The following is a 26342-nucleotide window of genomic DNA, read 5'->3' as shown; positions in this document are numbered from 1 at the left end:
TTTCCCAGAAAAGGGATCCGACCCCACCGTCAATCACCGCCCGCGCAGGAAGAACGACACCGGCACCATCACGTCCACCGGGTCGCCGGCCACTTCGGCCGGCGGCGCCGGTACCGGGCTGGCGCGCTGCACGGTGTCCAGCGTCTCCTGGTCAAGCAGCGCGAAGCCACTGCTGCGGCCCAGCTTCAACCCCGAGACCGCGCCATCGCGGGCCACGGCAAAGCGCACGTAGACCACGCCCTGCTGGCGCAGCCGCTCGGCCTGGCGCGGATAGCGGCGATGCTTCTGCAGGTGCCCCAGCAAGCGACCTTCCCAGCTTGCCTCGGCGCGACTGCGCTCACCCGCCGTGGTCTGCGGTGCGGTGTAGCGCGCGGCGGCGTCAGCGGCCACCTGTGGCGGTGCGCTGGTCTGCGCGACATTGGCGTCGGCGACATCCGGCGAGGGCGTCGGCTCCGGTGTACGCGGCGGTGGCAGGTCACCCTGCGGCTGCACCGGCGCCTTCGGTTGCTCGCGCAGGGCCGGCTTCGGCGCCTGCCGCTGCTGTTGCTGCTGCAGTGGACCGGTGGCGACCTCGCGCGGCGGCACCGGCGGTGCCTGCACCATCGGTGCCAGTTCCAGCATCAGCGCGGCGGGCGGCGCCGTCGCAGCCAGTACCGGTGCGCGCGTCGCCCACCAGCAGGCCGCGCCGATCAGCAGCGCGTGCACCAGCAGCACGATCGCCAGGCTGGTCGCCCAGCGTCGCAATCCGCTCATCGCGCGCCCTGCTCCAGTCCAACCAGTGCCACCTTCAAGTAGCCTGCGCCACGCAGCGCGTCCAGCGTCGCCATCAGTTCACCGTAAGGCACGCGGGTATCGGCACGCAGGAAGATGCGCTGCGCGGTGTCGCCGTGGGTGGCCGCCTGCAATGCAGCCGCCAGCCCGTCACGCGCCACCGCCTGCTCGCCCACGCGCAGCGACAGATCGGCCTGCACGGTCACATACACCGGCGCCTGTTCGGGCGGCGTGGCACTGGCGCTGCTGGCCGGCAGCTGCACCGGCACTGATACGGTAGCCAGCGGTGCGGCTAGCATGAAGATGATCAACAGCACCAGCATCACGTCGATGAAGGGCGTGACGTTGATCTCGTGTGCTTCTTCCGGTGCGTCGTCGCGGTCGGACGCGGTCCTGATCGCCATCGGCGCGCCTCAGTGCACCGCGCGCAGCGGTGCCGCTGCGGTACGCGGCACGGCACGATCAAGATCGCGCGAGACCAGCTGCTGCACGGCCGCCGACAGATCGCCGAGCAGGCCCCGCAGGCCGGCCAGCACGCGGCTGAAATGGTTGTAGACCAGTACCGCGGGAATCGCCGCGACCAGGCCGAGTGCGGTCGCCAGCAGGGCCTCGGCGATGCCGGGCGCAACCACCGCCAGGTTGGTAGTGTTGCTGTGTGCGATGCCGATGAAACTGTTCATGATGCCCCACACCGTGCCGAACAGGCCGACGAAGGGCGCCACCGCGCCGATGCTGGCGAGCACACCGATGCCGCGCCGCTGCACGCGCGCGGTCTCCAGTTCGATGCGGTCCAGGCGCGAAGCGATGCGTTCCTTGATGCCGTCGCGACTATCCAGATCCTGCGACAGACGCAGCTCGGTGCGGGCGGCGTCCAGCATCGCCAGCGCGGTGCCCTGCTGCAGACTTGCCTCTTCGCTCTGCGGCGGCAGCTGCGCGGACTGCAGCAACAGCGCGCGCGCCGCACGCAACTGCCGGGCCTGGCGGGCCAGTTCCCAACCCTTGGCCAGCAGTATGGTCCAGGTGGCCAGCGACGCCAGTGCCAGCGCGATCATCACGGCCTTCACCACCACGTCGGCGGCCAGGTACATGCCCCACGGGGTCAATGCGGGGGCGGCCACGGGGGCCAGGTCAGCAGGCAGCATCGTCTCGGTTTCCATCAGCATCAGGGGTCGCTGCGCGACGACGGGCCGCGCGCGGATCATTGGCGTCGTCCACTTCCACGACCGGATGGGGCTCCAGCCGCGGTGCCGGTCGGCTCAGCACGTAGCCGGCGCTGACCGCGAAGAACAGGCCCACGCCCAACAGCAGGCGCCAGGACGGATGCGCGCCCCAGCAGAACAGGGCAAAGCCCAGCGCCATGCCGGCACTGGCAAACGCCTTGCCCTTGCGCGATACCGCGCCCTGCTCGCGCCACAACCGCAGCGACGGGCCGTAGCGCGGATGCGCCAACAGGCGCTGCTCGAACTTCGGCGAGCTGCGCGCGAAGCAGCCCACGGCCAGGATCAGGAAGATGGTGGTCGGCATCACCGGCAGCAACGCGCCGATCACCCCGAGTCCGACCATCAGCCAGCCCAGCGCGAACCAGAGCCAGCGCATCAGCGCTGCACCTGTGGGCGCGCGCCGTGCATCAGGCGAATTCCACTTCGACGTGGCCGTGCACGCTGCGGAACGCAGCGTCGGCTGCATCGATCACCTGCTGCTCCTGCTCGACACTCAGCGGTACCGCGTCCAGCGCAGCGGTGAACTCACGCCAGTGGCGCGCCGCGCCATCCGGATGCGCGGCCAGGTGGCGGGCGCCAAAATCACGGTCCAGGCCGAGCTTGGCAGCCATCTTGTACAGAATGGTGCCGCCCAGGTTGGAGCCTTCAGCCACGTACAGCCACCCCAACGCGGCGGGCAGTTCCAGATCGGACGGCAACGCCGCGATGTCAGCCCCCGGCAGGGTCTGCTCCAGGTCCTGCAGGTCGCGCGCGACCTGGGTCAGGCGGCGGCGCTCGCCCAGGTCCGGCAGCAGTGCGTCCAGCGCAGGGTTGGCATACAGCGCATCGATGCTGCGGTGGAAGCGATACTGCACGCGCAGGAAACGGGCGAAATTGCTGCGGTCGGCGAAGATGTCGCCGGCCATGATGCGCTTGTCCAGGGCACCGTGGCTGTCGCGGGTGGCGGCCTTGAGCCGGAGGCTGCGGCTGTCTTCAGGGGCGATGTGTGCGTTCATGGGGGAATGCCAAGGGGGTCGTCGTGCTGTAGACGTCTGCCACGGGGCTTTCCCCAAGGCCGTCTACACCGATAATGGGCCATCCCCTTGTCCATCCGGAACCGACGATGATCACCACCGAACCGCGCATGACCAACCTGTTCCTGCAACTGGGCCTGGATGCCAGCGTAGAGGGCATCGCCCGCTTCATCCGCGAGCACCAGCTGGCCACCGATGTCGAAGTGGTCGAAGCACCGTACTGGAACGATGCCCAGCGCCAGTTCCTGTCCGAATCACTGCAGGCCGATGCGGCATGGACCACGGTGGTGGATGAGCTGAACGAGTCGCTGCACGAAGATGCGGTGAAGGCTTCGAGCGGGCTGTAAATAGACGCCGGGCATGGCCCGGCGCTGTCGATTGCACGGCAGAAGCGGTGCGGACCAAGGTCCGCGCCCACCGAGGGCGGTTGGGGCTCGCTGGGGTCAGAGCCCTTTCCGCAGGAAAGGGATCCGACCCCACCACTCATCCGCGACCGATCAGTACTTCCAGGTCAACGCCAGTCGCGCGGTGCGGCCCGGGGCCGGCATCACGCCCAGGGCCAGCGGGTCCAGGTAGTAGCGGTCGGTCAGGTTGTCCACGCCGGCTTCCACCGACAGCTGGTCGTTGAAGCTCCAGCTGGCGAACAGGTCCACCAGCGTGGTTGGCCGGTACAGCTGCTGGATCGCCGACAGGCCCACGTTCCAGTCCTTGTCCAGCTTGCTGATCGGGCCGGCGTTGTGGACCACGCGGGTGCCGAAGGTCAGGCGCTCGTCGAACAGGCGCGAGCCCAGGGTCAGGTTGACCATGTAGCGCGGTGGGTTCTGGGTATTGGTGTACGAGCCCTCGAAGCCGCCGTCCACGCAGTCGGGCGTGTTGGCCAGCTCGCCGTTCCTGCGCTGCGCCCCATAGGCACGGCGCTCGGCGGCGATGTCCGGCGCGCAGGTCTTGGCCTTGAAGTAATAGTGCGCGGACAGATCGGCAAATACCTTGCCGCTGTCATAGCTGGACTGGAACTCCATGCCGGAGACCTTGAACTGGTCGACATTGCGGATCAGGCCCGCCGACAGCGTGCGGTAGTCACGGGTGATCAGGTCGTCGATGCGGGTATCGAAGTACGCCAGCTTCAGCGCCAGGCGGTCACCGGCGGTGAACAGGTCGTAGCGGAGGGTGCTGGCACCGATTTCCCAGCTGCGCGCACGCTCCGGCTTCAACTCGCCCACCGGCTTGGCAGCGGTGAACAGGCCCAGCGTGGTCTCGAACAGGCTCGGCAGCTTGGTGCCTTCGGCGTACTTCACGTAGACCATGATGTCTTCGCTGAAGCGGTAGGCCACGCTGGCGGTCGGCGAGAACGCGGTGTCACGACGGCGGATCGGCTGCGACCAGGTCCAGCTGACCGGCACTTCCAGGTCCTGCGCCTTGCCGGCGTCGTAGAAGTTCCAGCCACCGATGTCGCCCACCGTGCCCTTCTTGTACGGTGAGGCCAGCAGCGATTCCTGGGTGAAGTTGCCGTTGGCATCCGGATACCAGTTCAGCAGCGCGATGCGCTTGGCCCGCCACGACGGCAGCGCCGGGTTGCCATTGAGCAGTTCGGTGTAGCGGTACTGGCCCTGCACCTCATAGGCATCGGGCGTGGCCAGGCGGTTGCGGTCATGCACATCCACGCGGTTCCAGCGGCCGCCGGCCAGCAGTTCCCAGTGCTCATCGGGCTGCCACTTCAGCGAGGCCACGGCGCTGTATTCCTTGCGCTCGGCGTTGCGCAGGAAACGGTTGTTGACCAGATCGTCGTGCATGACCGGGCCCGAGCTGCCCGGTGCGATGTCTTCGTCACTGTAGGACAGGCCGTAGTCGAGGGTGAACGCACCGGCGCGGGTATCGAACTTCGAGGTGTTGCTGGCATCCAGTCCGAAGCGCTTCTGTCGCAGCGGATTGCGGTAGGCATCCTTGTAGCCGGGGTCGCCACTGAAGCTGGGCGCGTCGTACCACTCGGTGCGGCGATCGAAGTACCAGGGGGTGATGCCGGTCAGGCTGTTGTACATCACGCTGTCGGTGTCGGTGTACGCGGCGTTGACGCGCAGGTCGACCAGCTCGCTGTCCGGGTTGAAGCGATAGCGCAGGGTGTAGCTGTCCATGTCGACGTGGCCCGGATCCCATTGCGGAATGCGGTCGCGATCGACGCGGATGATCTGCGAGGCCATGATCTCGCCGGCGGTGCCTTCGTAGCGGCGGTAGCCCGCTTCCAGGGTCTGTGCATCGTCGATACGCCAGGTGCCCTTGAGCAGCGCCGACTTCGAGCGCGACGAGGTGTTGAACACTTCGGTACGCGGCGGATTCAGCGGTGCCAGCGTGCGACGGGTCTGTGGGAAATCATCGTAACCGTGCTTGCCGGAGAAGTAGTTGCCATTGTCGCGGTAGGCGTAGGCGGCGACCAGATCGAAGCGATCCCAGTGTCCCGCAGCGGCCACGTTGAAGAACTGGCTGCCGGTGGCGCTGCGATCGTTGCGCGGCGCGGCACTGTAGGAAGGCAGGTTGTTGGCGCTGTTGTTGGCCAGGCCGCCACGCACGCGCACGCCGAAGTCGCGCTCTTCGCGCAGCACGTCGCCGATCTTCAGCGTCTCCATCTCGACCACGCCGCCGATGCCGCCAGAGGCGTTGGCCTGCAGGCTCGGGCCCTTGGTGATGGTCAGGCTGGAGATCAGGTCCGGGTCGAGGTAGGTACGCTGCGATTGACCGGCATAGCCACGGTAGGTATCCATGCTGGACTGGCCACCGTCGATGATCACCGGCACGCGGCCCTGGCCCTGGATGCCGCGGATGTTGACGTCGAAGCCATTGCCAACGCGTGGGTCACCGGCAGTGACGCCGGCCACGCCCTTGACGATGTCGCCGTTGGACGTACCGCGGAAACGCTCCAGGTGCGTGCGGTTGAGCGTGGTGGTGGAACCGACGCTGCGATAGCTGTCGAGCAGGCGCGCCTCGTCGCTGGTCGCGCCACTGTCGACGCGGTCGCCGGCCACGCTGAGCGTGTCGGTGACGATCACGCCGCTGTCGACCTGCGCCGGCGTTGCCGCTTCCAGCGTGACTGCATCTGCGCTGACCCGGCGCACCGCCAGGCCACTGCCCTGCAGCAGCTGCTGCAGCGCCTCGTTGGCCGGCAGGCTGCCATTGACCGCACGCGAGCTCACCCCGTGGGCCGGGATGGCCGGATACACGACCTGCACGCCGGACTGGCGCATGTAGCTGCGCAGCGCATCGTCCAGGGGCTGCGCTGGAATGTCGAAGCGCTGTACGGCGGCGTGATCGCCACGGGCGTTCTGTGCCAGCACGGATGGCGTGGCACTGGCCAGGCCGGCAGCCAGCAATGCAATGCACAGGCGGGACGGGCGCGGCGCGCGGCCCGGACGGTGGGAGTCGAACATGGGGAACCTGTCAGGTAATCGGTGCCGCAGGCGCGGCGTCATCCGCAACACAGGCGGACACGGCGACGTACGTGGCGGCGGCGGGTACGTTCGCGGGGTAAGACGGCTGGGCGCGCGGCAACCCCAAGGGCGATTTGCGGTCGCGGTGGGTGCCGACCGTTGGCCGGCACATCGGGAACATCATCCACGCATGGCGTGGATCTACTGATGGATGATGGCGACGCCGAGCGGCAGGCGGGTGACCTGCAGACCTGCCGTCGCCGCCAACGCGTCCAGCGCCTGTTCCGGGCGATCGATGCGCAGCGCCGCACTGATCGCCGGCAGTCGCGACAGATCACCGCGCACGAACGTCGGGCCGGCACGATAGCGCCCCACCCATTGCACGGCGTCGGCGACGCTGGCCTGCTCCAGCAGCAGCTCGCCCTGGCGCCATGCACCCACGCTGTCGGCCGCCACATCCTGCAGGCGCGTCACGCCGCTGCGCTCGCCATAGACGGCGCGCTGGCCCACCTGCAGGTAGGTCCAGCCACCGTCGGCCGGGCTGGCCACACGCACCCTGCCTTGCCCGACCTGGGTTTCCACCCGGTCATCGCCACGCGCGACGGTGAACGCGGTCGAGATGTCCTCAACCACGCCATTGCCGGCACGCACGCTGAAACGCCGCTGCGCATCCGGGCTGACCTCGAACCAGACGCGCCCGCGCAGCAGCTCGACCTCGCGTGCGTGCGCATCGAAGCGCACGGCGATCGCGCTGTCCGCATCCAGCACTGCGCGGCTGCCATCGGGCAGCGTTACGTTCTGCACGACGTGCGAGCTGCAATGGTCGGCCTGCAGCCGCAACCAGGCCTCCGGCCATGCCACCAGCATCGCCAGCACAGCTGCAGCGGCCATCGCCCAGCGCATTCGATGCGGGCGGCGGCGTTCGGCACACCGGGCCAGCGGGCGTGGCCCGACACTGCGCCACAGCGTGCGCTCGTGCTCGAAGGCCCGGCGGTGCCCCGGCTCTGCCAGCCAGCGCTCGAACTCGTGCATGCGTCCCTCGCCGATGTCACCCGAGGCCAGCCACGCAATCCAGCCCCGGGCCTGTTCGGCCAGGGCATCGTCATTGGCGGCGGGCAGCGTGTTCGGCGGGCTCATCGGCTGGCGGACAGGCGCATTCAAGCGCGGGCGGGGGAACTAGACCGCATCCACGGTCCAGTGATCAAGACGTTTCAGCGAGGGCCAGGCCCAAGCCGGAGCGATCATCGGCCGCTGCGCGCCCAGGCCAGGCGTTGCAACGCGGTGCGCACATGGTTCTCGACGGTGGTCACCGACACCCCGAGGCGGCGGGCGATCTCGGCCTGGGTCAGGCCCTGCAGGCGGTTGAGCCGGAAGATGGTGCGGGTCGGCTCCGGCAGGTGTCCGGCAGCATCCAGCACACGCTGCAGCTCGTCCTGGGCCATGGCCTGTTCCTCGGTCGAGATGACCTCGTCCGGCCCCCACAGGTAGTGGTCGGCCAGCAGGCGGTTGCGCCGGGTCGATTCGCGGCCGTGGTCGGTGGCCAGGTTGGCGGCCAGCCGGTACAGATAGGCACTCGGATTGTCGATGGCCTGGCTGTCATCGACGCCACGCGCCTTGAACCACACCGCCTGGATCACGTCCTCTGCGCCGTTGTCGCCCCCCAGGATGCGCTGCACCCGGCGCAGCAGCGCAGGCCGCTCGCGGATCAGCAGTTCGGTGAGGGAGGCGGCATTGGAGGACATGCGCGGAACCGGGACGTCAGACGGAAGGCGCCGCGCATGCTACTCCGTTAATGAGAATCAGTCACGTTCGCATCAATGGATGCACCCGGTCAGCCCGTCATAGACGCTCTGCGAGGTCCCCGGCAACGGGTCATGCAGTGGATTGCGGGCGGCGAGCGCGGCATGGAAGGCTTCCACCGGTGTGCCAGGCTCCAGCGGCAGGCGGCACAGCCAGGTCGGTTGCCGGGCGACGATCGCACCGTCTTGCCGCGACACAGCCAGGTCACTGGCGGCAAATGCCCACAGGCACTCATGCACCGTGCCGCGCACCGCGTCCACCGAGCAGCGCAGGCGCAGGGCGCGGATATCGCTGTACTCGCCTTCGCAGAATGTATCGCCGCAGATCGCGTCGAACCCGTAATGCAGACGTCCCTCCAGGGCAAAGAAGCGGTCCCAGTTGGCTTCCTGCCGCGGGTAGTCGATCAGGTCGACGTAAGGAGAGGCCTGGGCCAACGGCGCAACCAGCAGCATGCAGAACAGGGCGAACGGCAGGGCAGACACTTTCATCGGCGGACTCCTTGGCAAGGTCGATCCAGCCTGCGCCCCCGCACCGGCCGGCCCTATCAGCCAACCCCGGCCTGCCGCGTGGGTCCCTGCCCCACGCAGCGGTCAGCCCCTCCCTCTGCACAGCGCCCGGCAAAGGCATAAAATGGGGGGCTATCCGTCTATATCCCCCACCTGGAGCACGACCATGGGTCTGGAACTCGTCTCGCCCGGCAAGAACCCGCCGGAAGAAATCAACGTCATCATCGAGATCCCGAAGGACTCGGAGCCGGTGAAGTACGAAGTGGACAAGGAAACCGGCGCGATCTTTGTCGACCGCATCCTGTCCACCCCGATGCGTTACCCCTGCAACTACGGCTACGTGCCGAGCACCCTGTGCGGCGACGGCGATCCGGCCGACGTGCTGGTGGTGCTGCCGCTGCCGCTGGTGCCGGGCTCGGTCGTGCGCTGCCGTCCGGTCGGCGTGCTGAAGATGAGCGATGAGGCGGGCAGCGACGAGAAGATCCTGGCCGTGCCGGTCTCGAAGATCTTCAGTGGCTACGCCCACGTTGAAGACATCGCCCAGGTCTCGAGCCACTGGCTGGAGCGCATCGGCCACTTCTTCGAGCACTACAAGGACCTGGAGAAGGGCAAGTGGGTCAAGCTGGACGGTTGGGGCGGCGCCGCTGAGGCCAAGCAGATCCTGATCGAGGCGCACCAGCGCCACCTCGACAGCAAGGCCTGAGCCTGAACCGGATCGCTCCGGCGGTACCCTGCCGGAGCGATGCGGGTCACGTTTCATGATGACGGCACATCACTCTTGCTGCCGTATTAGGTAAATTGCGTCACTTCACACGTCATCGACATCCATCGTCGAGACAGCCAGGGGAATGTGTCGTGCGTATTCTGCTTGTTGGGGATGCAGCCAGCCTGCCGGCTGAGCTGACCGAATTCATTGCCGATCTTGGGGAAGACTGGCAGCCGCTGACCGCCACCGATGGCCAGACCGCGATGACCGCGGTTGCCACCCAGGGCGTGGACGCGGTGATTGTCTGCCCGCAGCTGCCGGACCTCAATGCCACCACGCTGCTCGGCCAGATCAGGACCCTGCGTCCGGAAACCATCCGCATCGCGCTGGTGGACGCACAGCATGGCAACCGGCCGCCGCCGGCACGCCTGATCGGTGTCGCTCACCGTTTCCTGCCGTTGCCACTGGCACCGGAAGTACTGCTGGAAGCGCTGACCAGCCTGGAAGAGCTGCGCGAAGTGCTGGACAGCCCGCGCCTGCGCGATGCCATCGGCCGCATCGAGAAACTGCCGTCGCCGCCGCACCTGTACCTGAGCCTGACCCAGGCGCTGGAGCATGATGACGACGCCGACAGCGCCGACGTGGCCAAGCTGGTGGCCGCCGATCCGGCCATCGCCGCCAAGGTGCTGCAGTTGTCGAACTCGGCGTTCTTCAGCCAGGGCCGCACCATTGCCGACCTGCGTACTGCAGTCACCCGGCTGGGCCTGGCCACGCTGCGTGACCTGGTGCTGGCCAGTGAAGTGTTCTCGGCGCCGACGCTGTCGACTGCCGAACGCAACTCGCTGCAGCAGCGCGCCCTGCTCGCCTCGCGCCTGGCCGCACGCCTGCTGCCCGAGTCCAGTGCCGAACTGGGCGCAACTGCGGCACTGCTGGCCGACATCGGCCTGCTGCTGCCCGGCGTACGCAACGAGCGCACCGAGCCGTCGCTGGCCGGTGATACCCGCCCGGGCCATGCCGAAGCCGGTGCCTACCTGCTGGGGCTGTGGGGCCTGCCGATGCCGATCATCGAAGCGGTGGCATTCCACCTGCAGCCGCAGCGCGCCAACACCCGCAGCTTCTGGGTGACCGGTGCGGTGCACGTGGCCCTGGCGCTGGTCAACGGCGACCCGGTGGATGAGGACTATCTGCAGCGCGCGGGCGTGCTCAACAAACTGCCGCAGTGGCGCGAACATGCCAACAGCCTGATGGGGCTTACGCCGAGCGAAGCCTGAGTTCCGCCGGCAATCCACACGATGAAGGCGCGTCCGCAGGGACGCGCCTTCGTTGCATCAGGGCTGCGCGCAGTGGTCGTACACGCAGCGCTCGAACAGGAACTGGCAGTACGCCGCATCCTCACCGGCCTTGATGCAGTTGCTGCGCACCTCCGCGCAATAACGGCCATTGGCACACACCAGCGGACCGGCCGACACACTGCCGGCCAGGCTCAGGACGGCGAGAACTGCAGCAGCAAACATACGTGGCATCGCGTTGTTCATTTCGCGCTCTCCTCGGTCCGGAATGGACCTCTGCGAACCTACCAGCGGTCCAGTTGCGACAAGCGTGACCTTTGTCGCTGAACTGCCCTATTCAGAATTTCCCGACCCGGCTCTGCCAAACGCAAAGAGGGCGGGCCTTGCGGCCCGCCCTCCTCGTCTTGCCTTCAGGCTTCGATGGATCAGAAGCGCTGGTTGTACTGGATGAACAGGAAGCGGTCGTAATCCAGCATCGGGTCCAGCTGCACGGCACTGGCGTTGGTCACCGCGTAGGTGATCGGCGGGGTCTTGCCGAACACGTTGCGGGCACCGACGGTCACGCTGCCGTTCCACGGGGCCTGCCAGGTGGCCGAGATGTCGTGATAGACGATCGCGCCCTTCTTGTTGGCACCCAGGCCACCGCTCCAGCCACCGTTCTCGGTGTAGTAATCGGGCTGGTTGCACTCCAGGCCATTTTCCTGGTCGTAGCAGAAGTCGCGGAAGCCGCCGTAGTAACGCATGGTCCAGGTGGCCGACAGGTCGCCCTTGGTCCAGGTGCTGGCCAGGGTGCCGCGGACACGCGGGTAGTTCCAGTAGCCTGCGTAGTCATCCCATGCAGCACCCTTGGTGGCCTGCTGACGGAAGCTGGTCAGGTAGTTGGTGTCCAGGTTGAACGACAGGGTACCGAAGCTGTATTCCGGCATGCGGTAGCGGACGCCGAAGTTGTAGCCTTCGGTTTCCAGCGAGCCCAGGTTCGCGTTGCCTCGGCTCAGGCCGGTGACCTGCTGGCCGTTGGCGACGTCGCCACGGCTGTACTGGTCACAGAAGGCCTGCACACCGTTCTGGTAGCACTGGTTCAGCACGTAGTTCGCCGACAGCGCGGTGATCACGTTGTCGACAGTGATCTTGTACCAGTCCAGCGAGACGTTCAGGCCGCTGACGAAGCTCGGGCTCCAGACCAGGCCCGCGGTGCGGGTCTTGCTGGTTTCCGGCTGCAGCTTGTCGTTGCCCACACCCGAGTTGAACGGGTTGTTACCCTGGGTGTCACGGGCACTGATCGGACGACCGGCAGCGTCGGTCTGACGGAAGTCGGACGCCAGGCCTTCAGCACCGCAACGGGCTGCAACGGCCGGGTTGCTGCGCTGGCCGAACACGGCATCACACGGATCGGTGAACTTGTCGAAGGTCTGCGAACCACCACCGAACGTGTCGTCCAGGGTCGGGGCACGGAAGCCCTCGCCGTAGGTCGCACGCACCAGCAGGTCGTCGATCGGCTTCCAGGTCACGCTGAACTTGCTGTTGACCGTGTTGCCGAACTTGTCGTAGTCCGAGTAGCGGCTGGCGATATCCAGCGACAGCTCCTTGGCACCCGGCAGGTCACGCAGCAGCGGCACCATCAGTTCCAGGTAGAACTCGTTGGTCTTGTACTTGCCTTCGGTCGGCTGCGCGGCCAGCTCGGTGGTGTAACCCGAGGAGGACAGTGCGTCCGGGTGATCGTAGCCCGACACTTCGCGATGCTCGTAACCGGCAGCGAAGGCGAACTCGCCCGCATCGCCCGGCATGTCGAACAGCGAACCGGTGATGTTGGCGAAGTACTGCTTGCTCTTGCTCTGGCCGGTCGAGTTCAGCAGGGTGTTGATGTACTTCAGCGCATCCGGGGTCGCGGCGCTGGCGCCGCCCAGCAGGTCGAACGGGACGCAGCTGCCCGGGCTGGTGCCCAGCGCGATCGGGTTGGCAGCGGTGCCGCACTGGGCGACGCCGTTGGCGTTGATGAACGACGGGCCGAGGGCGTTCTTCAGGGCCAGCAGGTTGATGTTGCCCGAGCTGGTCTGGGTCACGTCGAACTGGTTGTAGTTGATGCCCACATCCCAGTCGAACGGACGGTTGTTGAAGTCGAAGTTGCCTTCCAGGGCCGCGTCGAAGTGCAGCGACTTGACGTTGTTCTGGGTGATGCGCGGCAGTTCGAAGATACGACGGCCCCAGCCACCGATGTCAACGCCGGCGCCCGGGTTGGCCCAGTTGCCCAGCGGGTTGTAGATGCTGTCCTTGCTGATCGCCACCGGGAACTGCGGCTGCGAGGTGCCGGTCAGCGGGTAGCCGGCGATCTGGCGCTTGGAATCGCGCTCGGAGTACATCGCCGTCGACTTCAGACGCAGGTTGTCGTTGATGTCGTAGCTGGCCGAGGTGAACATGGTCTTCGACTCAGCGCCCTGGTTCAGCATCATCTGCTGCGAGGCGTTGTAGTAGTCGTCCAGACCAATCAGGTGGTAGTTGTTGAAGTTGTTCGACGGCTGGCCAACGCCGACCGGGGTGTCCCAGGAACCGGTGTGGTTGACCACCCAGGTGTTCGGGACCCACTTGCCAGCCTTGTTGTATTCGCCAGCACCGGCGGTGCCTTCGGCACGCGGATCGGTGAAACGACCCCACGGGCCAGCCGGGCTCAGACCGTCTTCCTTGTGGCCCTGGCCATAGGAGTACTTGGTCAGGCCACGATCCTTGGCCCACACCGGATCTTCCTTGATGTAGTTCGCGCCGAACACGATCGAGGAGCGCTCGCCGCTGGCACCCAGGGTCAGGCTGTACTGGGTCTTGGAACCGTCGCCGTGGCTGTTCTGGCCATAGTAGGCACTGGCCTCGGCGCCATCGAAGTTCTTGCGCAGGATGATGTTGACCACGCCGGAGATGGCGTCGGAACCGTAGATCGCCGAGGCGCCGTCCTTCAGGACTTCAATGCGCTCGATCAGCGAGGTCGGGATGGTCGACATGTCGGTGAAGCCGGCCAGGCTGGTGCTCCAGCGCTTGCCGTTGACCAGCACCAGCGTGCGCTGCTCACCCAGGTTGTACAGGCTGACGTACTGGCCGCCCTGTTCCGGGTTGGACGCCAGCACGGCCGCCTTGCTGAAGGTCTGGGTGCCCGCCACGGACAGGTTCTGCAGCAGGTCGCCGACGCTGACCAGGCCCGAACGCTGGATGTCCTCATGGCTTACGGTGAGGACCGGCTGGGAGGTTTCCACATCCACCGAGCGGATGCGGGAGCCGGTGACTTCCAGGCGATCAAGGGTGGTCGGGGCACTGGCTTCCTGTGCGGAAGCAAATGCCGGTGCCAGCGCCAGCGCGATGCCGGCGGGCAGCAGGCCCAGCCGCACGGCAGGGGTGCGAACGTTCATCAATCTCTCCAAGGTACGTGTTAGTAGCGTGTTAAAACGCTCCAGCACGTTACGATTGCGTTGCGATGCTGTATTTGCGCGACCCAACCGTAGACTTTGCAGAGTGTGGCGGGAGCAAGCCGCCGTTTTCCCTGAACCGGGAAGCAGACTGCCCGTAACGGGCGCGGAAGGCCCGCGCGAAGCTGCAGCAGTTGTCGAATCCGCTGGCCGCGGCGACCTCGCCCACCATCATGTCGGTGTCGCGCAGCAGATCTGCGGCCCGCTCCAGGCGCAACCGTGCCGAAAGCGACTGGGGGCTCTCTTCATACAGGCTCTGGAAGGTCTTGGAGAGATACCAGCTGGAGAAGTTGGTCAGCTCGGCCAGTTCGCCGATCCGCACCACGCGGTGGCTGTTGCCCTCCAGATAGAGACGGGCGCGCTGCATGCGGCCGAACACCTGGCGCTTGCGGCTGCGTGAGCGACCGGGGCAGCGCTGTACGTTGTCGGCTAGGTCACGCTGCAGGCCGGCCAGATGCAACAACAGCGGGCGCAGCGCCTGCGCTGGCAGGCCGCTGTCGAGCGCATCGCGCCACAGGCGCAGGGCAACGCGGGCGTCGCCGCGGCTCATGCGACCACGACCGGCATACAGGCCGCAGTCGGCCATCTCGGACAGCACCCGCATCGCCTCCGCAGTCAGGCTGAGGCCCACGCACAGTCCGTTACGGCCGGCCTGCACCAACGGGCGCGACTCCTTCTCGAAGGCAATCCACTCGCCATGGCGCAGGCGGAAACGCCCTTCCTTGGCTTCCACCCAGGAACTGCCCCGCACCTGCAGCCAGACAGTGAAGCTTGACCCTGCCGTCTGCAGGCTGCCGAGCCGGGCCACGCCCATGCAGGTCGGCGCGAGATCGTCCAGCGCCTTGTCGAGGGAGACGGTTTGGCCACGATCGGCCAGCGAGAGTTGACGCATGGGGCACCACGGGTTTGCCTGATACAGGCTTCCGTTTTGCCTAATCAGGCGTCAGCCCGTCAGGAAAATCCGCCGAGATCGCCACGAATTCGCGGCGAGAACTCCACGAAAAAATCACGAAGAGATATTTTTCTTCAGGATCAATGACTTGAGAAAGGCCGGGAACAGTGCCGGCGTCGACTGGGGCAGCTGCATGACGCCGATGTCGGCACCATCGCTGACCGCCAGGGCGACGTACAGGTCCCGGCCATCGGCGCTGGCACTGATGCCGTTGCCCGCGCTGAGCCGCTGCCGGTCCAGGCAGCGCTCGGGAGCTTCGGTCCCGGCCTGGATATGGATCAAGGTCGTACCGCATTCGGTCGAGTTGCCGAGATACCCGATGCCACCGGTGCCCGCCACCGTCCAGGTGCGATAGCGCCATCGGCTGGGCCGGTCTTCACTGACCTGCTGCACGCTGGCCGGGGACAGTGCCGCATCCACCGACCACAAGCCGCCGGACGCCAGGCGTGTGAACAGCACGCGGCCATCGCCGCGATCGAAACGCGCCTGGGAGACGCCGTCGATACTGGCCAGGCGGCGCCAGGGGGTCACGCTGCGATCGAACAGGCTCAACCGGGTGCGTTGCTCCGCATCGCGCTCGACTACCAGCAGCTGCTCCGGGGTTGCCCCGTACAGGGCCTGCAGCGGCTGATCCACCGGAACCGGCAGCGGTTGCAGGTGCTCGTCGCGCGGGGCGATCTCGTAGACAACGGTACGCCCATGCTCGTCACGCCCGACCACCAGCAGCTGGCGGCTGTCGGCCGACCAGTCCGGCGCCTGCCGCCCCTCCGGACGCAGGCCCTCGATCGGCCGCAGTGAGTCGGGCCGCTGCATGTCCGCCCACCACAGCGCGAAACTGCCGGAACGATCGGAGGTGAAGACCAGCTGGCGACCGTCGGGCGCCGCCATCGGCTGCCCGTCGCGCCCACTGGACGCGAACAGGCGCTCGGCGCTGCCGCCGGCCATCGGCACCTTGAACACGCCGAACTGGGCACGGCGGTGAACGAAGGCCAGCACGTCGCCGTGGCGGGACACCGCAGGCCATTGTGCGTCGTCGAGGCCGGCATCACGCAAGGTGCGGCGCTCCACGTCCAGGTAGTACAACCGCACCTCGCTGTCCACGCGCCGGCCGAACACGATGCTGCGCCCATCGCCCAGCCAGGCCCAGCCACGCTGTTCGGCGGATTCGTTGGTCAACTGCTCCAGCTCACCGCCTTCGGCCGGCATCCGCCACAGGTCGCCCATCTGTGGATTGCGCACGAACACCAGCCACTTGCCGTCGGGCGAATAGCGTGGCGCGTAGTCAAAATCATCCTGATCGACCGCGTAGTCCAACGCCCGCCACTGGCCGCTGGCCAGGTCGAGCACACGGATGCCGCGATGGGCATAGCGGCCCACCATGCTGCCAAAGACCAGGCCGCGGCCATCCGGTGTCCAGTCGAAGCTGAGCAGCTCGGTTCCATCGCAACGGGTCGCCTGGCGCACGCCGCCGCCAGTGGCGCTGGCGATCAGCACCTGGCAACCGCCGTCGGCTCCAAAGCGGGCAAAAGCGATCTCGCGCCCGTCCGGTGACCAGCTCGGGAAACGGTCACTGGCCCCCTTCGGCGGCAGCGCCAGCTGCCGGGCCGGCGCATTGCCCGAGGTCTGCACCTTGATCACACCACCTCCGGCGCCATCCTCGTTGGCGCCTTCGTAGGCAACCTGGGAGCCGTCCGGCGAAAGTGTGGGATAGGTTTCAAAACCACTGGTAGCGGTGATCAGGCGATAGGGACGCTGCGGGCTGCCGATCACCCGCACGCCGTTCTCGACCGCTGCATCCACCGGTGAACTCGGCTCCGGCCCGCGCCGCAGCAACAATGTAGCCATGACCAGCAGCGCGGCCAGCATCATCACGCCCAGCACCCACAACAGCTGGCGGCGCAGCTGGCGCCAGCCACGCCGGCGTGAAGCCGCTGCCGGCACGGCCAGCGCCGGAATCATGCCGGCACCGTCCGGCGACGGCATCACATCCGCAATGGCCAGCGCGTCCACTTCCGCCACCGGCTCGAAGTCGTCCAGCGCCTGCACCGGTACCAGCAGCCGATAGCCGCTCTTGGCGATGGTCTCGATGTAGGCCTGGCCATTGTCATCGTCGTTGGCGAACGCCTTGCGCAGCTGGGTGACGGCCTGGGTCAGCACGTCATTGGTCGGCAACGTATCGGGCCAGACCTCGGCAAACAGCTCTTCACGGGTGACCACGCGCCCAGGCTGCCGCATCAACACGCGAAGTACGCCCAGCGCTTTCGGCGTCAGCCGCCGCGGACGGCGCGCGCCTTCAACCTCGACCTCACGCGAGGACAAGGTAATGACACAGTCGCCGACCTGCACGCGGTCGGCGTCAATGGGCGTGAGTTCGCTGCTGTTCATTTTCCGCTATACAGTAGGGACGGGACCTGGGCAGGGCTCACCAGCAATACCGTCCCCACCGTCCCTGGACAGGGCCATCGAAAAGCCAGATTCCGCACAAAGCATCGGCGCATACCGCAAAAACAATAACGCCCCCGGATATTAGCCTAAGCCGGTTACCCCGCCTATGACGGGGTCGACACTCAGGCTCTCTCTCGCCGACGCATTCACATAATCTGCATCACCATTCGCGCCCTTATGGGCGCGAAATTTTTATCTGGCGTTCATTTTCACATGCGCCGAAGCATGGTCAATCCGACCAGACGCGACACCACAAGGCCGATATACATGACGCCTGCGAACTGTTCGAGCATCACCAGGGCCCGTGCCTGCGGGTGCAACGGCACGACGTCACTCAATCCAACTCCGGACAACAAGCTGAAGCTCAGATAAAGCAGCTCCATCCAGCTGCGCTCGGGGCCAGCCGTCGCGCCCTGGAAACTGCCTGGATACCACTGTTGGCACACCGCGAATGCAAAGGCGAACCCCCAGGCCAGCAGGGTGAAGGTTGCCCCGGCCGCGAACAGTTCGTCGCGTGTTACTCGATGGTCCTGCAGCATGTAGGCGATCAATGCCCCGGCCGTATAGAAGTACAGCAGGCTTTCCAGCAGCTGCGCGGTGGTCAGCAGCGCGCTGCGGTCCAGCAGGGCGCCAGCCAGCGAGAACACCACCGATGGAATGGCCAGCAGCAATGCCAGCCAGGTTCCCAGCGGACTGCGCTGGACCACCCACAGCGCCAGGCCGAGTACCGCCATGCCGAACATGCCCAGCGCCGCCCGGCCAGCGGCGGTGTCATCGAGGGCGGGATACAGCAGCACCGCGATCAACTGGGCGGCCAGGAGCCAGGCCGAAGGATGGCGGCGGGCGATGGCCAGCCAGCGGGTGGTCGTGGCAACGGGCATGGCGTCCTTTCCCCTGGGCGATGCGCGGAGGATAGCCGGGCGCGGCGTGATGAACGGTAGTGCCGGCCATTGGCCAGCACTCTCCCCGGTCCCGTGCACGACGGAATGCCGGCCGGCGGCCGGCACTACCCGTTACCCGTCACCCCTGGCGGTAGACCTCGGCCCCGCCAGCACGGAACTCCTGCGACTTCTCCTTCATGCCGGCCTCGGCGTAGTCGCGCACGTCCTGGGTGATCTTCATCGAACAGAAGTGCGGTCCGCACATCGAGCAGAAGTGGGCCAGCTTGTGCGCGTCCTTCGGCAGCGTCTCGTCGTGGAATTCCTTGGCCTTTTCCGGATCCAGGCCCAGGTGGAACTGGTCCTCCCAGCGGAACTCGAAGCGCGCCTTGCTCAGCGCGTTGTCGCGTACCTGTGCGCCCGGATGCCCCTTGGCCAGGTCGGCCGCGTGCGCGGCAATGCGGTAAGCCATGATGCCGTCGCGCACGTCCTGGCGGTTGGGCAGGCCCAGGTGTTCCTTCGGCGTCACGTAGCAGAGCATGGCCGTGCCAAACCAGCCGATCATCGCCGCGCCGATCGCACTGGTGATGTGGTCGTAGCCCGGCGCGATGTCGGTCGTCAGCGGGCCCAGCGTGTAGAACGGCGCTTCGCCGCATTCGCGCAGCTGCTTGTCCATGTTTTCCTTGATCAGCTGCATCGGCACGTGGCCGGGGCCTTCGATCATGGTCTGCACATCGTGTTTCCAGGCGATCTTCGTCAGTTCACCCAGCGTTTCCAGTTCGCCGAACTGCGCCGCGTCGTTGGCATCAGCGATGCAACCCGGGCGCAGGCCGTCGCCCAGCGAGAAGGTCACGTCGTAGGCCTTCATGATTTCGCAGATGTCTTCGAAATGCGTGTAGAGGAAGTTCTCCTTGTGGTGCGCCAGGCACCACTTGGCCATGATCGAGCCGCCGCGGCTGACGATGCCGGTAACACGCTTGGCGGTAAGCGGCACGTAGCGCAGCAGCACGCCGGCGTGGATGGTGAAGTAGTCCACGCCCTGCTCGGCCTGCTCGATCAGGGTGTCGCGGAAGATCTCCCAGGTCAGTGCCTCGGCGCGGCCGTCAACCTTCTCCAGGGCCTGGTAGATCGGCACGGTACCGATCGCCACCGGCGAGTTGCGGATGATCCATTCGCGCGTCTCGTGGATGTGCTTGCCGGTGGACAGGTCCATCACCGTGTCACCGCCCCAGCGGATCGCCCACACCAGCTTCTCCACTTCCTCGGCGATGCCGGAAGACACCGCGCTGTTGCCGATGTTGGCGTTGATCTTGGTCAGGAAATTGCGGCCGATGATCATCGGCTCGCTTTCCGGGTGGTTGATGTTGTTGGGCAGCACCGCACGGCCACGGGCGATTTCGTCGCGCACGAACTCCGGGGTGATGACTTTCTGGATCGACGCACCGAAGGCCTCGCCCGGGTGCTGCTGCAGCAGGCCGGCATCGCGGATCGCGTCCAGGCGCTGGTTCTCGCGGATGGCGACGAATTCCATTTCCGGCGTGATGATGCCGCGGCGCGCGTAATGCATCTGGGTGACGTTGGCACCGGCACGTGCGCGGCGTGGCAGGCTGCGCGCGGGGAAACGCACCGCGTCAAGCTTCGGGTCATGCTCGCGATCGCGACCGAACGAAGAACTCAGTCCTTCAAGCTGCTCGGTATCACCGCGCTCTTCCACCCAGCCGCGACGCAGTGCCGGCAAACCGGCGGACAGATCGATGCGCACCTCCGGGTCGGTGTACGGGCCCGACGTGTCGTAAACGGTCACCGGCGCATTCTCTTCGCCGCCGAACAGCGTCGGCGTACGGGTCAGCGCGATCTCGCGCATCGGCACCTGCAGATCCGGGCGTGAACCGGGCACGTGGATCTTGCGCGAGCCGGGAATGGGCCGGGTCACGGATGCGGAGAGTTGCTGGGCCTGTTGCTGCAGGGCGGAGAGCTGTGCGTTCATCGGGCGTCGTCCAGGAAGGTCAGGGACGAAGCGGCGGCGCACGGCACCCGCGCACGGACGGTCCTTGGGCGGAGTCCGGGCACAGCTGCATTGCAAAGCTTCCCTACGCCGGTATGAGCCGGATCAGGTTCCAAGGGACTGTCTCAACCGTGGCCACATGGCCCGGTACCCCCGCTTCTTGGTGCGCATTAGAGCATAGACCGCCCGCCTCCGGGATCAGATCGCCATTCGTTAACGGAACCATGACGTCGCGTTCAGTAACGTGCACGCCATCGCGTTGCTGAGATCGATGCGTTCCCCGCCGCCTTCGCGGCCCCTGCCCGGTCCGTGCTGCATGCCGCCGGCCCTTCGCCGCAAGCTCTGCTCGCTCCCCTCAATCCCCCTTGATCGGAGAAGCTCCTTCATGGTGTTTCGCGTTTCCATCGCACTGGTTCTGCTGCTGGTGCTGCTCGCCGGTATCGCCCCCGGCCCCTTCAACACCGTGGTCCAGTCGATGCTGGCAGAAGTCATCCGCAGTGTCGGCTGGCTGTACCTGCTGGTGGTGTTCCTGGCGCTGGTGTTCCTGATGTACCTGGCGTTCGGCCGCTTCGGCAATCTGCGCATCGGCGGCGAGGACGCCGAACCCGAGTTCTCGCGTGCCAGCTGGATGTCGATGCTGTTCGCCGCCGGCATGGGCATCGGCCTGGTGTTCTGGGGTGCGGCCGAGCCCATCTCGCATTTCAGCAAGCCGCCGGAAGGCCTGGCGCCGCAAAGCCTGGATGCGGCGCGCGCATCGATGCGCTATGCGTTCTTCCACTGGGGCCTGCACCCGTGGGCGATCTACGCACTGATCGGCCTGGCGATGGCCTGGTTCCAGTTCAACCGCAATGGACGCGGCCTGGTCAGCGACATGCTGCAGCCGATCATCGGCCGCCACCATCGCGGCTGGATCGGTCGGGTGGTCAACATCGCCGCCGTAGTTGCCACCGCGATCGGTGTCGCCACCACGCTCGGCTTCGGCACCATCCAGATTGCTGCCGGTATCGAACGCGTCTTCAGCGTGCAGGCTACCGTCGCCGTGCAGATGACCATCATTGCCGTCGCCTTCGTGCTGTACATGGCCTCCACCGCCAGTGGCGTGGAGCGAGGTGTGAAGTGGCTGTCCAACTTCAACCTGGCGTTGGCTGCCCTGCTGGCAGCCATCCTGCTGGTGCTGGGGCCGACCGGCTTCATCTTCGATACGTTCACCACCACGCTGGGCTCCTACCTCAACCAGTTGGTGACGATGAGCCTGCGCATGTCACCGTTCTCCGGCAGCACCTGGGTGGCGGACTGGACGATCTTCTACTGGGCCTGGTGGATCTCGTGGGCGCCGTTCGTGGGATCGTTCATTGCGCGCATCTCGCGCGGCCGCAGCGTGCGCGAGTTCGTGATCGGCGTCGTGCTCGCACCGACGCTGCTGGGCTTCTTCTGGTTCGCGGTGTTCGGCGGCACTGCGTTGTGGGCACAGATCTTCGGCCACGCCGATCTGGTGCAGGCGCTTGGCAATGGCTACGAGACGGTGTTGTTCACACTGTTCGACAGCATGCCGCTACCGTTGTTGCTGTCGTGCATCGCGCTGGTGCTGCTGATGATCTTCTTCGTGACCTCGGCCGATTCGGCGGTCCTGGTGCTGGCCAGCATGTCCACCGACGAGGCTGGCGACCCACCGTTGAAGCGCAAGCTGGCCTGGGGCATTGCGGTGGCACTGATCGCAGCGGCGTTGCTGCTGGCCGGAGGCCTGGACGCGCTGCAGGGCATGATCACGATCGCGGCATTGCCATTCGCGCTGCTGATGGTGCTGGTGATGGTGTCGCTGTACCGGGTGCTGGACCAGGAGTACACGCGCGAGCGGCGGCAGGCGCAGCGCCAGCGGCACATGATTGATGCGTGGATCGCACGCGAGATGGCGGCGCAGGAGGAGACGCAGGCCGAGGCAGCGCGCGCGCACGATCAGGATTGAGGGTGTTTTGCAGCCTGCGGCTGCACCGCTTTTCTCAAGCAACGACAACAGCAACCTCAAAAGCAGCTCTGGGTTGCTGCTGGTTGGGCGGGGCGGTGTGGGCTGGCAGGACACGCCGTAAACCCATCCCTGGGGGCTCGATGGCGCCATCCATGGCGCCAACGGTCCTGCCAGCCCACGCCGCCCCACCCCCGACAGTTTCCGTGTGACGGTGGGTTTTCCACGCTATGCGTGGAAGAGGTGTATCGGAAAACAAGAAGGGGTCGGATCCGTTTTCCTGCGGAAAACGGATCCGGCCCCAATACACAGCGCGCGGCTGTTGCCGTTGCCTTTGCTCTTGCTCTTCTTTTTTTCTTTTCCTGCGGTGACGGCCACGGAAACTGTCCGTGGCCGGGCGGGTGGGTTGGCTGGGGGCGTGAGCCGCATGGATGCGGCGACCGAGCTTACATGGACGTACTTGCAGCGGCCCCCAGACAATCCACCCGCCCGGCCAAGCCCCGTATCACTGCCATCACCGCAGAGGGGGCTCAGCCCGTTGGCCGGGAAACTCAGTACCCCGCCGCCTGCCCATCCTTGCGACTCTCCGAAGCTCCGTAATAAACCCCGCTCTCGGGATCGCGCATGATCGCCTGGTACCCGCCATAAGGCCCATCGGCGAACACGATGCGATGCCCCTTGCGCATCAGCGCACGCACCGTCTCGTACGGGAAGCCGGTTTCCAGATTCACTTCGCCGCCATCGGTCATCGCCGTGGCCTGACCCGTCGGTTCAGTCGAGCCTTCGTGCTGGATGCGCGGCGCATCACCGGCTTCCTGCAGGTTCATCCCGAAATCCACCAGGTTCATCACGATCTGCGCATGGCCCTGCGGCTGCATCGCGCCGCCCATCACGCCGAAGCTGGCATACGGCTTGCCGCCCTTGGTGATGAACCCCGGAATGATGGTCTGGAATGGACGCTTGCCCGGCGCGTAGCCGTTGGGATGGTTCTTCTGCAGCACGAACATCTCGCCACGGTCCTGCAGGATGAAACCCAGACCGGGCGGTGCCATGCCGCTGCCCATGCCACGGTAGTTGGACTGGATCAGCGAAACCATCATGCCGTCGGCGTCGGCCACGGTCATGTAGATCGTGTCGCCCTCCTCCAGCTGCTTCGGCGTGCCCGGCTGCACTTCCTTCAACGCCTTGTCCATCGAAATCAGCGCGCGGCGCTGCGCGGCGTACTCCTTGGAGATGAGCTTCTGCACCGGCGCCGGCTGGAACGCCATGTCGGCGTAGAAGCGTGCACGGTCGGCGAAGGCCAGCTTCTTCGCTTCGACAAACAGGTGCACGTGTTCCGGTGAACCGAACGGGATCTTCGAGAAGTCGTAGCCTTCCAGCACATTGAGGATCTGCAGCGCGGCGATGCCCTGGCTGTTCGGCGGCAGTTCCCAGACGTCGTAGCCGCGGTAGTTGCTGCTGACCGGTTCGACCCACTCGCCATGATGGTCAGCCATGTCCTGGTAGCTCAGGTAGCCACCGTTGGCCTTGAAGTAGTCGCCGATGGTGTGGGCGATCTCGCCCTTGTAGAAGGCGTCGCGGCCACCGTCGGCGATCTTCTGCAGGGTGCTGGCCAGGTTCGGGTTCTTCCACATCTCGCCCTTGCGCGGAGCGTGGCCGTTGATCGTGAACTGCTCCTTGAAGCCCGGGTACTGCGACAACTTGGGCACCGAGCGGTCCCAGTAGTAGGCGATCACCTCGGCCACCGGGTGACCCTCGCGGGCGTAGCGGATGGCCGGCGCCAGGTTGTCGGCCATCGGCTTGCGACCGAAGCGGTCGTGCAGCGCGAACCAGCCGTCGACGGCACCCGGCACCGACACCGGCAGTGGACCGGTGGCCGGGATGTCCTTCAGGCCACGGCGCTGGAATTCGGCCAGGGTGAGCGATTTCGGCGAGCGGCCCGAGCCGTTGTAGCCGTAGAGCTTCTGCGTCTTCGGGTCCCACACGATGGCGAAAAGGTCGCCGCCGATGCCGTTGCCGGTCGGCTCCATCAGGCCGAGCGCGGCGTTGGCGGCAATCGCCGCGTCCACTGCCGAACCGCCGCCCTTCATCACGTCCAGCGCGATCTGGGTGGCCAGTGGTTGCGAGGTCGCGGCCATCGCATGCGGGGCGATCACCTCCGAACGGGTGGCGAAGGTCTGGCCGGTGATGCGGTCGGCGCCGAAGGACAGCGCGGGTACGGCAGCCAGTACGGCGGCGGCGAGCAGGGAACGGGCAAGGCGTCGGGACACGGTCGGGTTCCGATGGACGGGTGGTTCCCCGATCTTCGCCGCTGCGGCCTTCACGCGGTATCGGACAGACGTCATGGACGTTGATCCTTGGGCGGAAAAATCCACCGGATTCCGCGCAAAAACCGCCCCGAAAGGAGTGAATTCGGGTTCACCGAAACACTTTCAGCAGCAACCATCCTTGTGCCGCAAGCGATTGCGCTGGGTGCAGCGGAAACCGATAGAAAATCCGTCGCGAGGGTTGACACCGCCGAAATGGCTGTGTTTCTCTCGATCACATGTTGCATCACAACACGCCACCGCGAACCCACATCGAAGCCGCCGACACCGGCGCCGCCTCGCTGCATTCGATTCTTGTGCTCGTACTTATTACCCAACCAACAGGTGCGGGACGAGCCAGCGTGTAAGCAACACACACACCGGAACTCTTCAAAAACCCGCACCCGCCCCGGTGCGGGTTTTTTCATTTCAGAACCTGGTTTCAGACGCAACCACCATGACCAACGCTCATCGCACAACCCGGACCTGCACCACCACGCCTTGTGGTGGCTGCGCCTGTGCGATGCGCGGCGCCTCCTCCACCGCTTTCCCCTGACCGGCCGGCACGTCACCTCGACGACCGGCCGTTCTTTTTTCTTCCCACCGCAAGGAACCTCCCCCATGAGCACCAACGACCTGCCCCAGACCAAGATCGCCGTCATCGGCTACGGCAGCCAGGGCCGCGCCCACGCACTGAACCTGCGCGAATCCGGCTTCGACGTGGTGGTAGGCCTGCGTCCGGGCGGGCCGACCGAAGCCAAGGCGCAGGCCGATGGCTTCACCGTGATCGCGCCCGCCGAGGCCGTGAAGGACGCCGACCTGGTTGCCGTGCTGACCCCGGACATGGTGCAGAAGAAGCTCTACAACGACGTGCTGGCGCCGAACATGAAACAGGGTGCATGCCTGCTGTTCGCGCATGGCCTGAACGTGCATTACGGGATGATCGAGCCGCGTGCCGACCTGGACGTGGTGCTGGTCGCGCCGAAGGGCCCCGGCGCGCTGGTGCGCCGTGAGTACGAGATCGGCCGTGGCGTGCCGTGCATCTGGGCGGTCTACCAGGACATCAGCGGCAAGGCCGCGCAGCATGCGCAGGCCTATGCGGCCGGCCTCGGCGGTGCGCGCGCCAACCTGATCCAGACCACCTTCAAGGAAGAGACCGAGACCGATCTGTTCGGTGAGCAGGCGGTGCTGTGCGGCGGTGCCTCAGCGCTGGTGCAGGCCGGTTTCGAGACCCTGGTCGAAGCCGGCTACCAGCCGGAGATCGCCTATTACGAAGTGCTGCACGAACTGAAGCTGATCGTGGACCTGTTCTATGAAGGCGGTATCTCGCGCATGTTGGAGTTCATCTCCGAGACCGCGCAGTACGGCGACTACGTCAGCGGCCCGCGCGTGATCGATGCCGGCACCAAGGAACGCATGAAGGAGGTGCTGAAGGACATCCAGGACGGCACCTTCACCAAGAACTGGGTGGCCGAGTACGAAGCGGGCCTGCCGAACTACAACAGGTTCAAGCAGGCCGACCTGGAGCACCCGATCGAGAAGGTGGGCAAGGAACTGCGCGCCAAGATGGTCTGGTTGCAAGGACAGGCCGCGTAACCACGCGGCCCTCCCCCACCCGCTTTGCAAGGT

Annotated in this window: 21 protein-coding genes and 1 riboswitch; of the genes, 5 read left to right on the top strand and 16 right to left on the bottom strand. The window is 66.2% G+C overall.

Annotated elements, in window-relative coordinates; genetic code table 11:
* Nucleotides 1–33 precede the first annotated feature (33 nt).
* Genes AC5P78_RS12830 through AC5P78_RS12810 form a run of 5 tightly spaced genes read right to left on the bottom strand, consistent with a single transcriptional unit; the run spans nt 34 to nt 2986 of the window.
* Nucleotides 34–753 (bottom strand): energy transducer TonB, encoded by a 720-nt coding sequence (locus AC5P78_RS12830; protein WP_049396197.1) that lies wholly within the window; start codon nt 751–753, stop codon nt 34–36.
* Nucleotides 750–1175, bottom strand: a complete 426-nt coding sequence (gene exbD, locus AC5P78_RS12825; protein WP_057497603.1) for a TonB system transport protein ExbD — start codon at nt 1173–1175, stop codon at nt 750–752. The genes AC5P78_RS12830 and exbD overlap by 4 nt, the downstream gene beginning before the upstream one ends.
* A 9-nt stretch (nt 1176–1184) precedes the next feature.
* Nucleotides 1185–1913, bottom strand: coding sequence for a tonB-system energizer ExbB (exbB, locus tag AC5P78_RS12820; protein WP_111687642.1), 729 nt, complete (start codon nt 1911–1913; stop codon nt 1185–1187).
* Nucleotides 1900–2367, bottom strand: a complete 468-nt coding sequence (locus AC5P78_RS12815; RefSeq protein WP_005410928.1) for a YbaN family protein — start codon at nt 2365–2367, stop codon at nt 1900–1902. The genes exbB and AC5P78_RS12815 overlap by 14 nt, the downstream gene beginning before the upstream one ends.
* A 31-nt stretch (nt 2368–2398) precedes the next feature.
* A complete protein-coding gene (locus tag AC5P78_RS12810; protein WP_111687643.1) occupies nt 2399–2986 on the bottom strand; it encodes a biliverdin-producing heme oxygenase in 588 nt (195 codons plus the stop codon).
* A gap of 107 nt (nt 2987–3093) precedes the next feature.
* Between AC5P78_RS12810 and AC5P78_RS12805 the strand changes: the two genes are divergently transcribed.
* Nucleotides 3094–3351, top strand: a complete 258-nt coding sequence (locus AC5P78_RS12805; protein ID WP_099527279.1) for a DUF2789 domain-containing protein — start codon at nt 3094–3096, stop codon at nt 3349–3351.
* 150 nt (nt 3352–3501) lie between these two features.
* Here the strand turns inward: AC5P78_RS12805 and AC5P78_RS12800 are convergent, their stop codons facing one another.
* The 4 genes from AC5P78_RS12800 to AC5P78_RS12785 form a co-directional block, all read right to left on the bottom strand.
* Nucleotides 3502–6420, bottom strand: coding sequence for a TonB-dependent receptor (locus AC5P78_RS12800; RefSeq protein WP_138969846.1), 2919 nt, complete (start codon nt 6418–6420; stop codon nt 3502–3504).
* Between the two features lie 201 nt (nt 6421–6621).
* A complete protein-coding gene (locus AC5P78_RS12795) occupies nt 6622–7557 on the bottom strand; it encodes a FecR family protein (RefSeq protein ID WP_049396200.1) in 936 nt (311 codons plus the stop codon).
* A gap of 104 nt (nt 7558–7661) precedes the next feature.
* Complete coding sequence (locus AC5P78_RS12790; protein ID WP_495217218.1) at nt 7662–8162, bottom strand: RNA polymerase sigma factor; 501 nt, start codon at nt 8160–8162, stop codon at nt 7662–7664.
* 72 nt (nt 8163–8234) lie between these two features.
* The gene (locus AC5P78_RS12785; protein ID WP_049396202.1) at nt 8235–8708 is read right to left on the bottom strand and encodes a hypothetical protein; all 474 of its coding nucleotides are present in this window, start codon (nt 8706–8708) and stop codon (nt 8235–8237) included.
* A gap of 184 nt (nt 8709–8892) precedes the next feature.
* On the opposite strand from AC5P78_RS12785, the gene ppa reads away from it, so the two are divergent.
* Together ppa and AC5P78_RS12775 are read left to right on the top strand one after the other, a co-directional pair.
* The gene (ppa, locus tag AC5P78_RS12780) at nt 8893–9429 is read left to right on the top strand and encodes an inorganic diphosphatase (protein ID WP_005410935.1); all 537 of its coding nucleotides are present in this window, start codon (nt 8893–8895) and stop codon (nt 9427–9429) included.
* A 152-nt stretch (nt 9430–9581) separates the two neighbouring features.
* Nucleotides 9582–10703 (top strand): HDOD domain-containing protein, encoded by a 1122-nt coding sequence (locus AC5P78_RS12775; RefSeq protein ID WP_005410936.1) that lies wholly within the window; start codon nt 9582–9584, stop codon nt 10701–10703.
* A gap of 57 nt (nt 10704–10760) precedes the next feature.
* On the opposite strand, the gene AC5P78_RS12770 is transcribed toward AC5P78_RS12775, so the two are convergent.
* The 6 genes from AC5P78_RS12770 to thiC form a co-directional block, all read right to left on the bottom strand.
* A complete protein-coding gene (locus AC5P78_RS12770) occupies nt 10761–10967 on the bottom strand; it encodes a hypothetical protein (RefSeq protein ID WP_005410937.1) in 207 nt (68 codons plus the stop codon).
* 179 nt (nt 10968–11146) lie between these two features.
* Nucleotides 11147–14110: a TonB-dependent receptor plug domain-containing protein gene (locus AC5P78_RS12765; protein WP_005410938.1), complete on the bottom strand. Its 2964-nt coding sequence runs from the start codon at nt 14108–14110 to the stop codon at nt 11147–11149.
* Between the two features lie 49 nt (nt 14111–14159).
* A complete protein-coding gene (locus tag AC5P78_RS12760) occupies nt 14160–15059 on the bottom strand; it encodes a helix-turn-helix transcriptional regulator (RefSeq protein WP_005414398.1) in 900 nt (299 codons plus the stop codon).
* Between the two features lie 114 nt (nt 15060–15173).
* Complete coding sequence (locus AC5P78_RS12755) at nt 15174–17504, bottom strand: winged helix-turn-helix domain-containing protein (protein WP_049396204.1); 2331 nt, start codon at nt 17502–17504, stop codon at nt 15174–15176.
* A 269-nt stretch (nt 17505–17773) separates the two neighbouring features.
* A complete protein-coding gene (locus AC5P78_RS12750; protein WP_005410941.1) occupies nt 17774–18445 on the bottom strand; it encodes an ion channel in 672 nt (223 codons plus the stop codon).
* Between the two features lie 139 nt (nt 18446–18584).
* Nucleotides 18585–20429, bottom strand: a complete 1845-nt coding sequence (thiC, locus tag AC5P78_RS12745) for a phosphomethylpyrimidine synthase ThiC (RefSeq protein WP_012481195.1) — start codon at nt 20427–20429, stop codon at nt 18585–18587.
* An 82-nt stretch (nt 20430–20511) separates the two neighbouring features.
* Nucleotides 20512–20612, bottom strand: a riboswitch (TPP riboswitch).
* 220 nt (nt 20613–20832) lie between these two features.
* On the opposite strand from thiC, the gene AC5P78_RS12740 reads away from it, so the two are divergent.
* Nucleotides 20833–22410 (top strand): BCCT family transporter, encoded by a 1578-nt coding sequence (locus AC5P78_RS12740; RefSeq protein ID WP_005410943.1) that lies wholly within the window; start codon nt 20833–20835, stop codon nt 22408–22410.
* 548 nt (nt 22411–22958) lie between these two features.
* Here AC5P78_RS12740 and ggt read toward each other — a convergent pair.
* The gene (gene ggt, locus AC5P78_RS12735; RefSeq protein WP_100443453.1) at nt 22959–24677 is read right to left on the bottom strand and encodes a gamma-glutamyltransferase; all 1719 of its coding nucleotides are present in this window, start codon (nt 24675–24677) and stop codon (nt 22959–22961) included.
* 657 nt (nt 24678–25334) lie between these two features.
* Here ggt and ilvC point away from each other — a divergent pair.
* On the top strand, nt 25335–26309 hold the full coding sequence (gene ilvC, locus AC5P78_RS12730) for a ketol-acid reductoisomerase (protein WP_005410945.1): 975 nt from the start codon (nt 25335–25337) through the stop codon (nt 26307–26309).
* Nucleotides 26310–26342: the final 33 nt, after the last annotated feature.

Source organism: Stenotrophomonas sp. YJH_SMC_133 (assembly GCF_059370655.1).
Note: the sequence above shows the minus strand (reverse complement) of the source record. Positions and strands in the feature narration are given on the sequence as shown.

Excerpts from the sequence above, each read along its gene's own strand:
- AC5P78_RS12830 (WP_049396197.1), bottom strand. The coding sequence starts at position 753 with ATGAGCGGATTGCGACGCTGGGCGACCAGCCTGGCGATCGTGCTGCTG.
- exbD (WP_057497603.1), bottom strand. The coding sequence starts at position 1,175 with ATGGCGATCAGGACCGCGTCCGACCGCGACGACGCACCGGAAGAAGCA.
- exbB (WP_111687642.1), bottom strand. The coding sequence starts at position 1,913 with ATGCTGCCTGCTGACCTGGCCCCCGTGGCCGCCCCCGCATTGACCCCG.
- AC5P78_RS12815 (WP_005410928.1), bottom strand. The coding sequence starts at position 2,367 with ATGCGCTGGCTCTGGTTCGCGCTGGGCTGGCTGATGGTCGGACTCGGG.
- AC5P78_RS12810 (WP_111687643.1), bottom strand. The coding sequence starts at position 2,986 with ATGAACGCACACATCGCCCCTGAAGACAGCCGCAGCCTCCGGCTCAAG.
- AC5P78_RS12805 (WP_099527279.1), top strand. The coding sequence starts at position 3,094 with ATGATCACCACCGAACCGCGCATGACCAACCTGTTCCTGCAACTGGGC.
- AC5P78_RS12800 (WP_138969846.1), bottom strand. The coding sequence starts at position 6,420 with ATGTTCGACTCCCACCGTCCGGGCCGCGCGCCGCGCCCGTCCCGCCTG.
- AC5P78_RS12795 (WP_049396200.1), bottom strand. The coding sequence starts at position 7,557 with ATGAGCCCGCCGAACACGCTGCCCGCCGCCAATGACGATGCCCTGGCC.
- AC5P78_RS12790 (WP_495217218.1), bottom strand. The coding sequence starts at position 8,162 with ATGTCCTCCAATGCCGCCTCCCTCACCGAACTGCTGATCCGCGAGCGG.
- AC5P78_RS12785 (WP_049396202.1), bottom strand. The coding sequence starts at position 8,708 with ATGAAAGTGTCTGCCCTGCCGTTCGCCCTGTTCTGCATGCTGCTGGTT.
- ppa (WP_005410935.1), top strand. The coding sequence starts at position 8,893 with ATGGGTCTGGAACTCGTCTCGCCCGGCAAGAACCCGCCGGAAGAAATC.
- AC5P78_RS12770 (WP_005410937.1), bottom strand. The coding sequence starts at position 10,967 with ATGAACAACGCGATGCCACGTATGTTTGCTGCTGCAGTTCTCGCCGTC.
- AC5P78_RS12765 (WP_005410938.1), bottom strand. The coding sequence starts at position 14,110 with ATGAACGTTCGCACCCCTGCCGTGCGGCTGGGCCTGCTGCCCGCCGGC.
- AC5P78_RS12760 (WP_005414398.1), bottom strand. The coding sequence starts at position 15,059 with ATGCGTCAACTCTCGCTGGCCGATCGTGGCCAAACCGTCTCCCTCGAC.
- AC5P78_RS12755 (WP_049396204.1), bottom strand. The coding sequence starts at position 17,504 with ATGAACAGCAGCGAACTCACGCCCATTGACGCCGACCGCGTGCAGGTC.
- AC5P78_RS12750 (WP_005410941.1), bottom strand. The coding sequence starts at position 18,445 with ATGCCCGTTGCCACGACCACCCGCTGGCTGGCCATCGCCCGCCGCCAT.
- thiC (WP_012481195.1), bottom strand. The coding sequence starts at position 20,429 with ATGAACGCACAGCTCTCCGCCCTGCAGCAACAGGCCCAGCAACTCTCC.
- AC5P78_RS12740 (WP_005410943.1), top strand. The coding sequence starts at position 20,833 with ATGGTGTTTCGCGTTTCCATCGCACTGGTTCTGCTGCTGGTGCTGCTC.
- ilvC (WP_005410945.1), top strand. The coding sequence starts at position 25,335 with ATGAGCACCAACGACCTGCCCCAGACCAAGATCGCCGTCATCGGCTAC.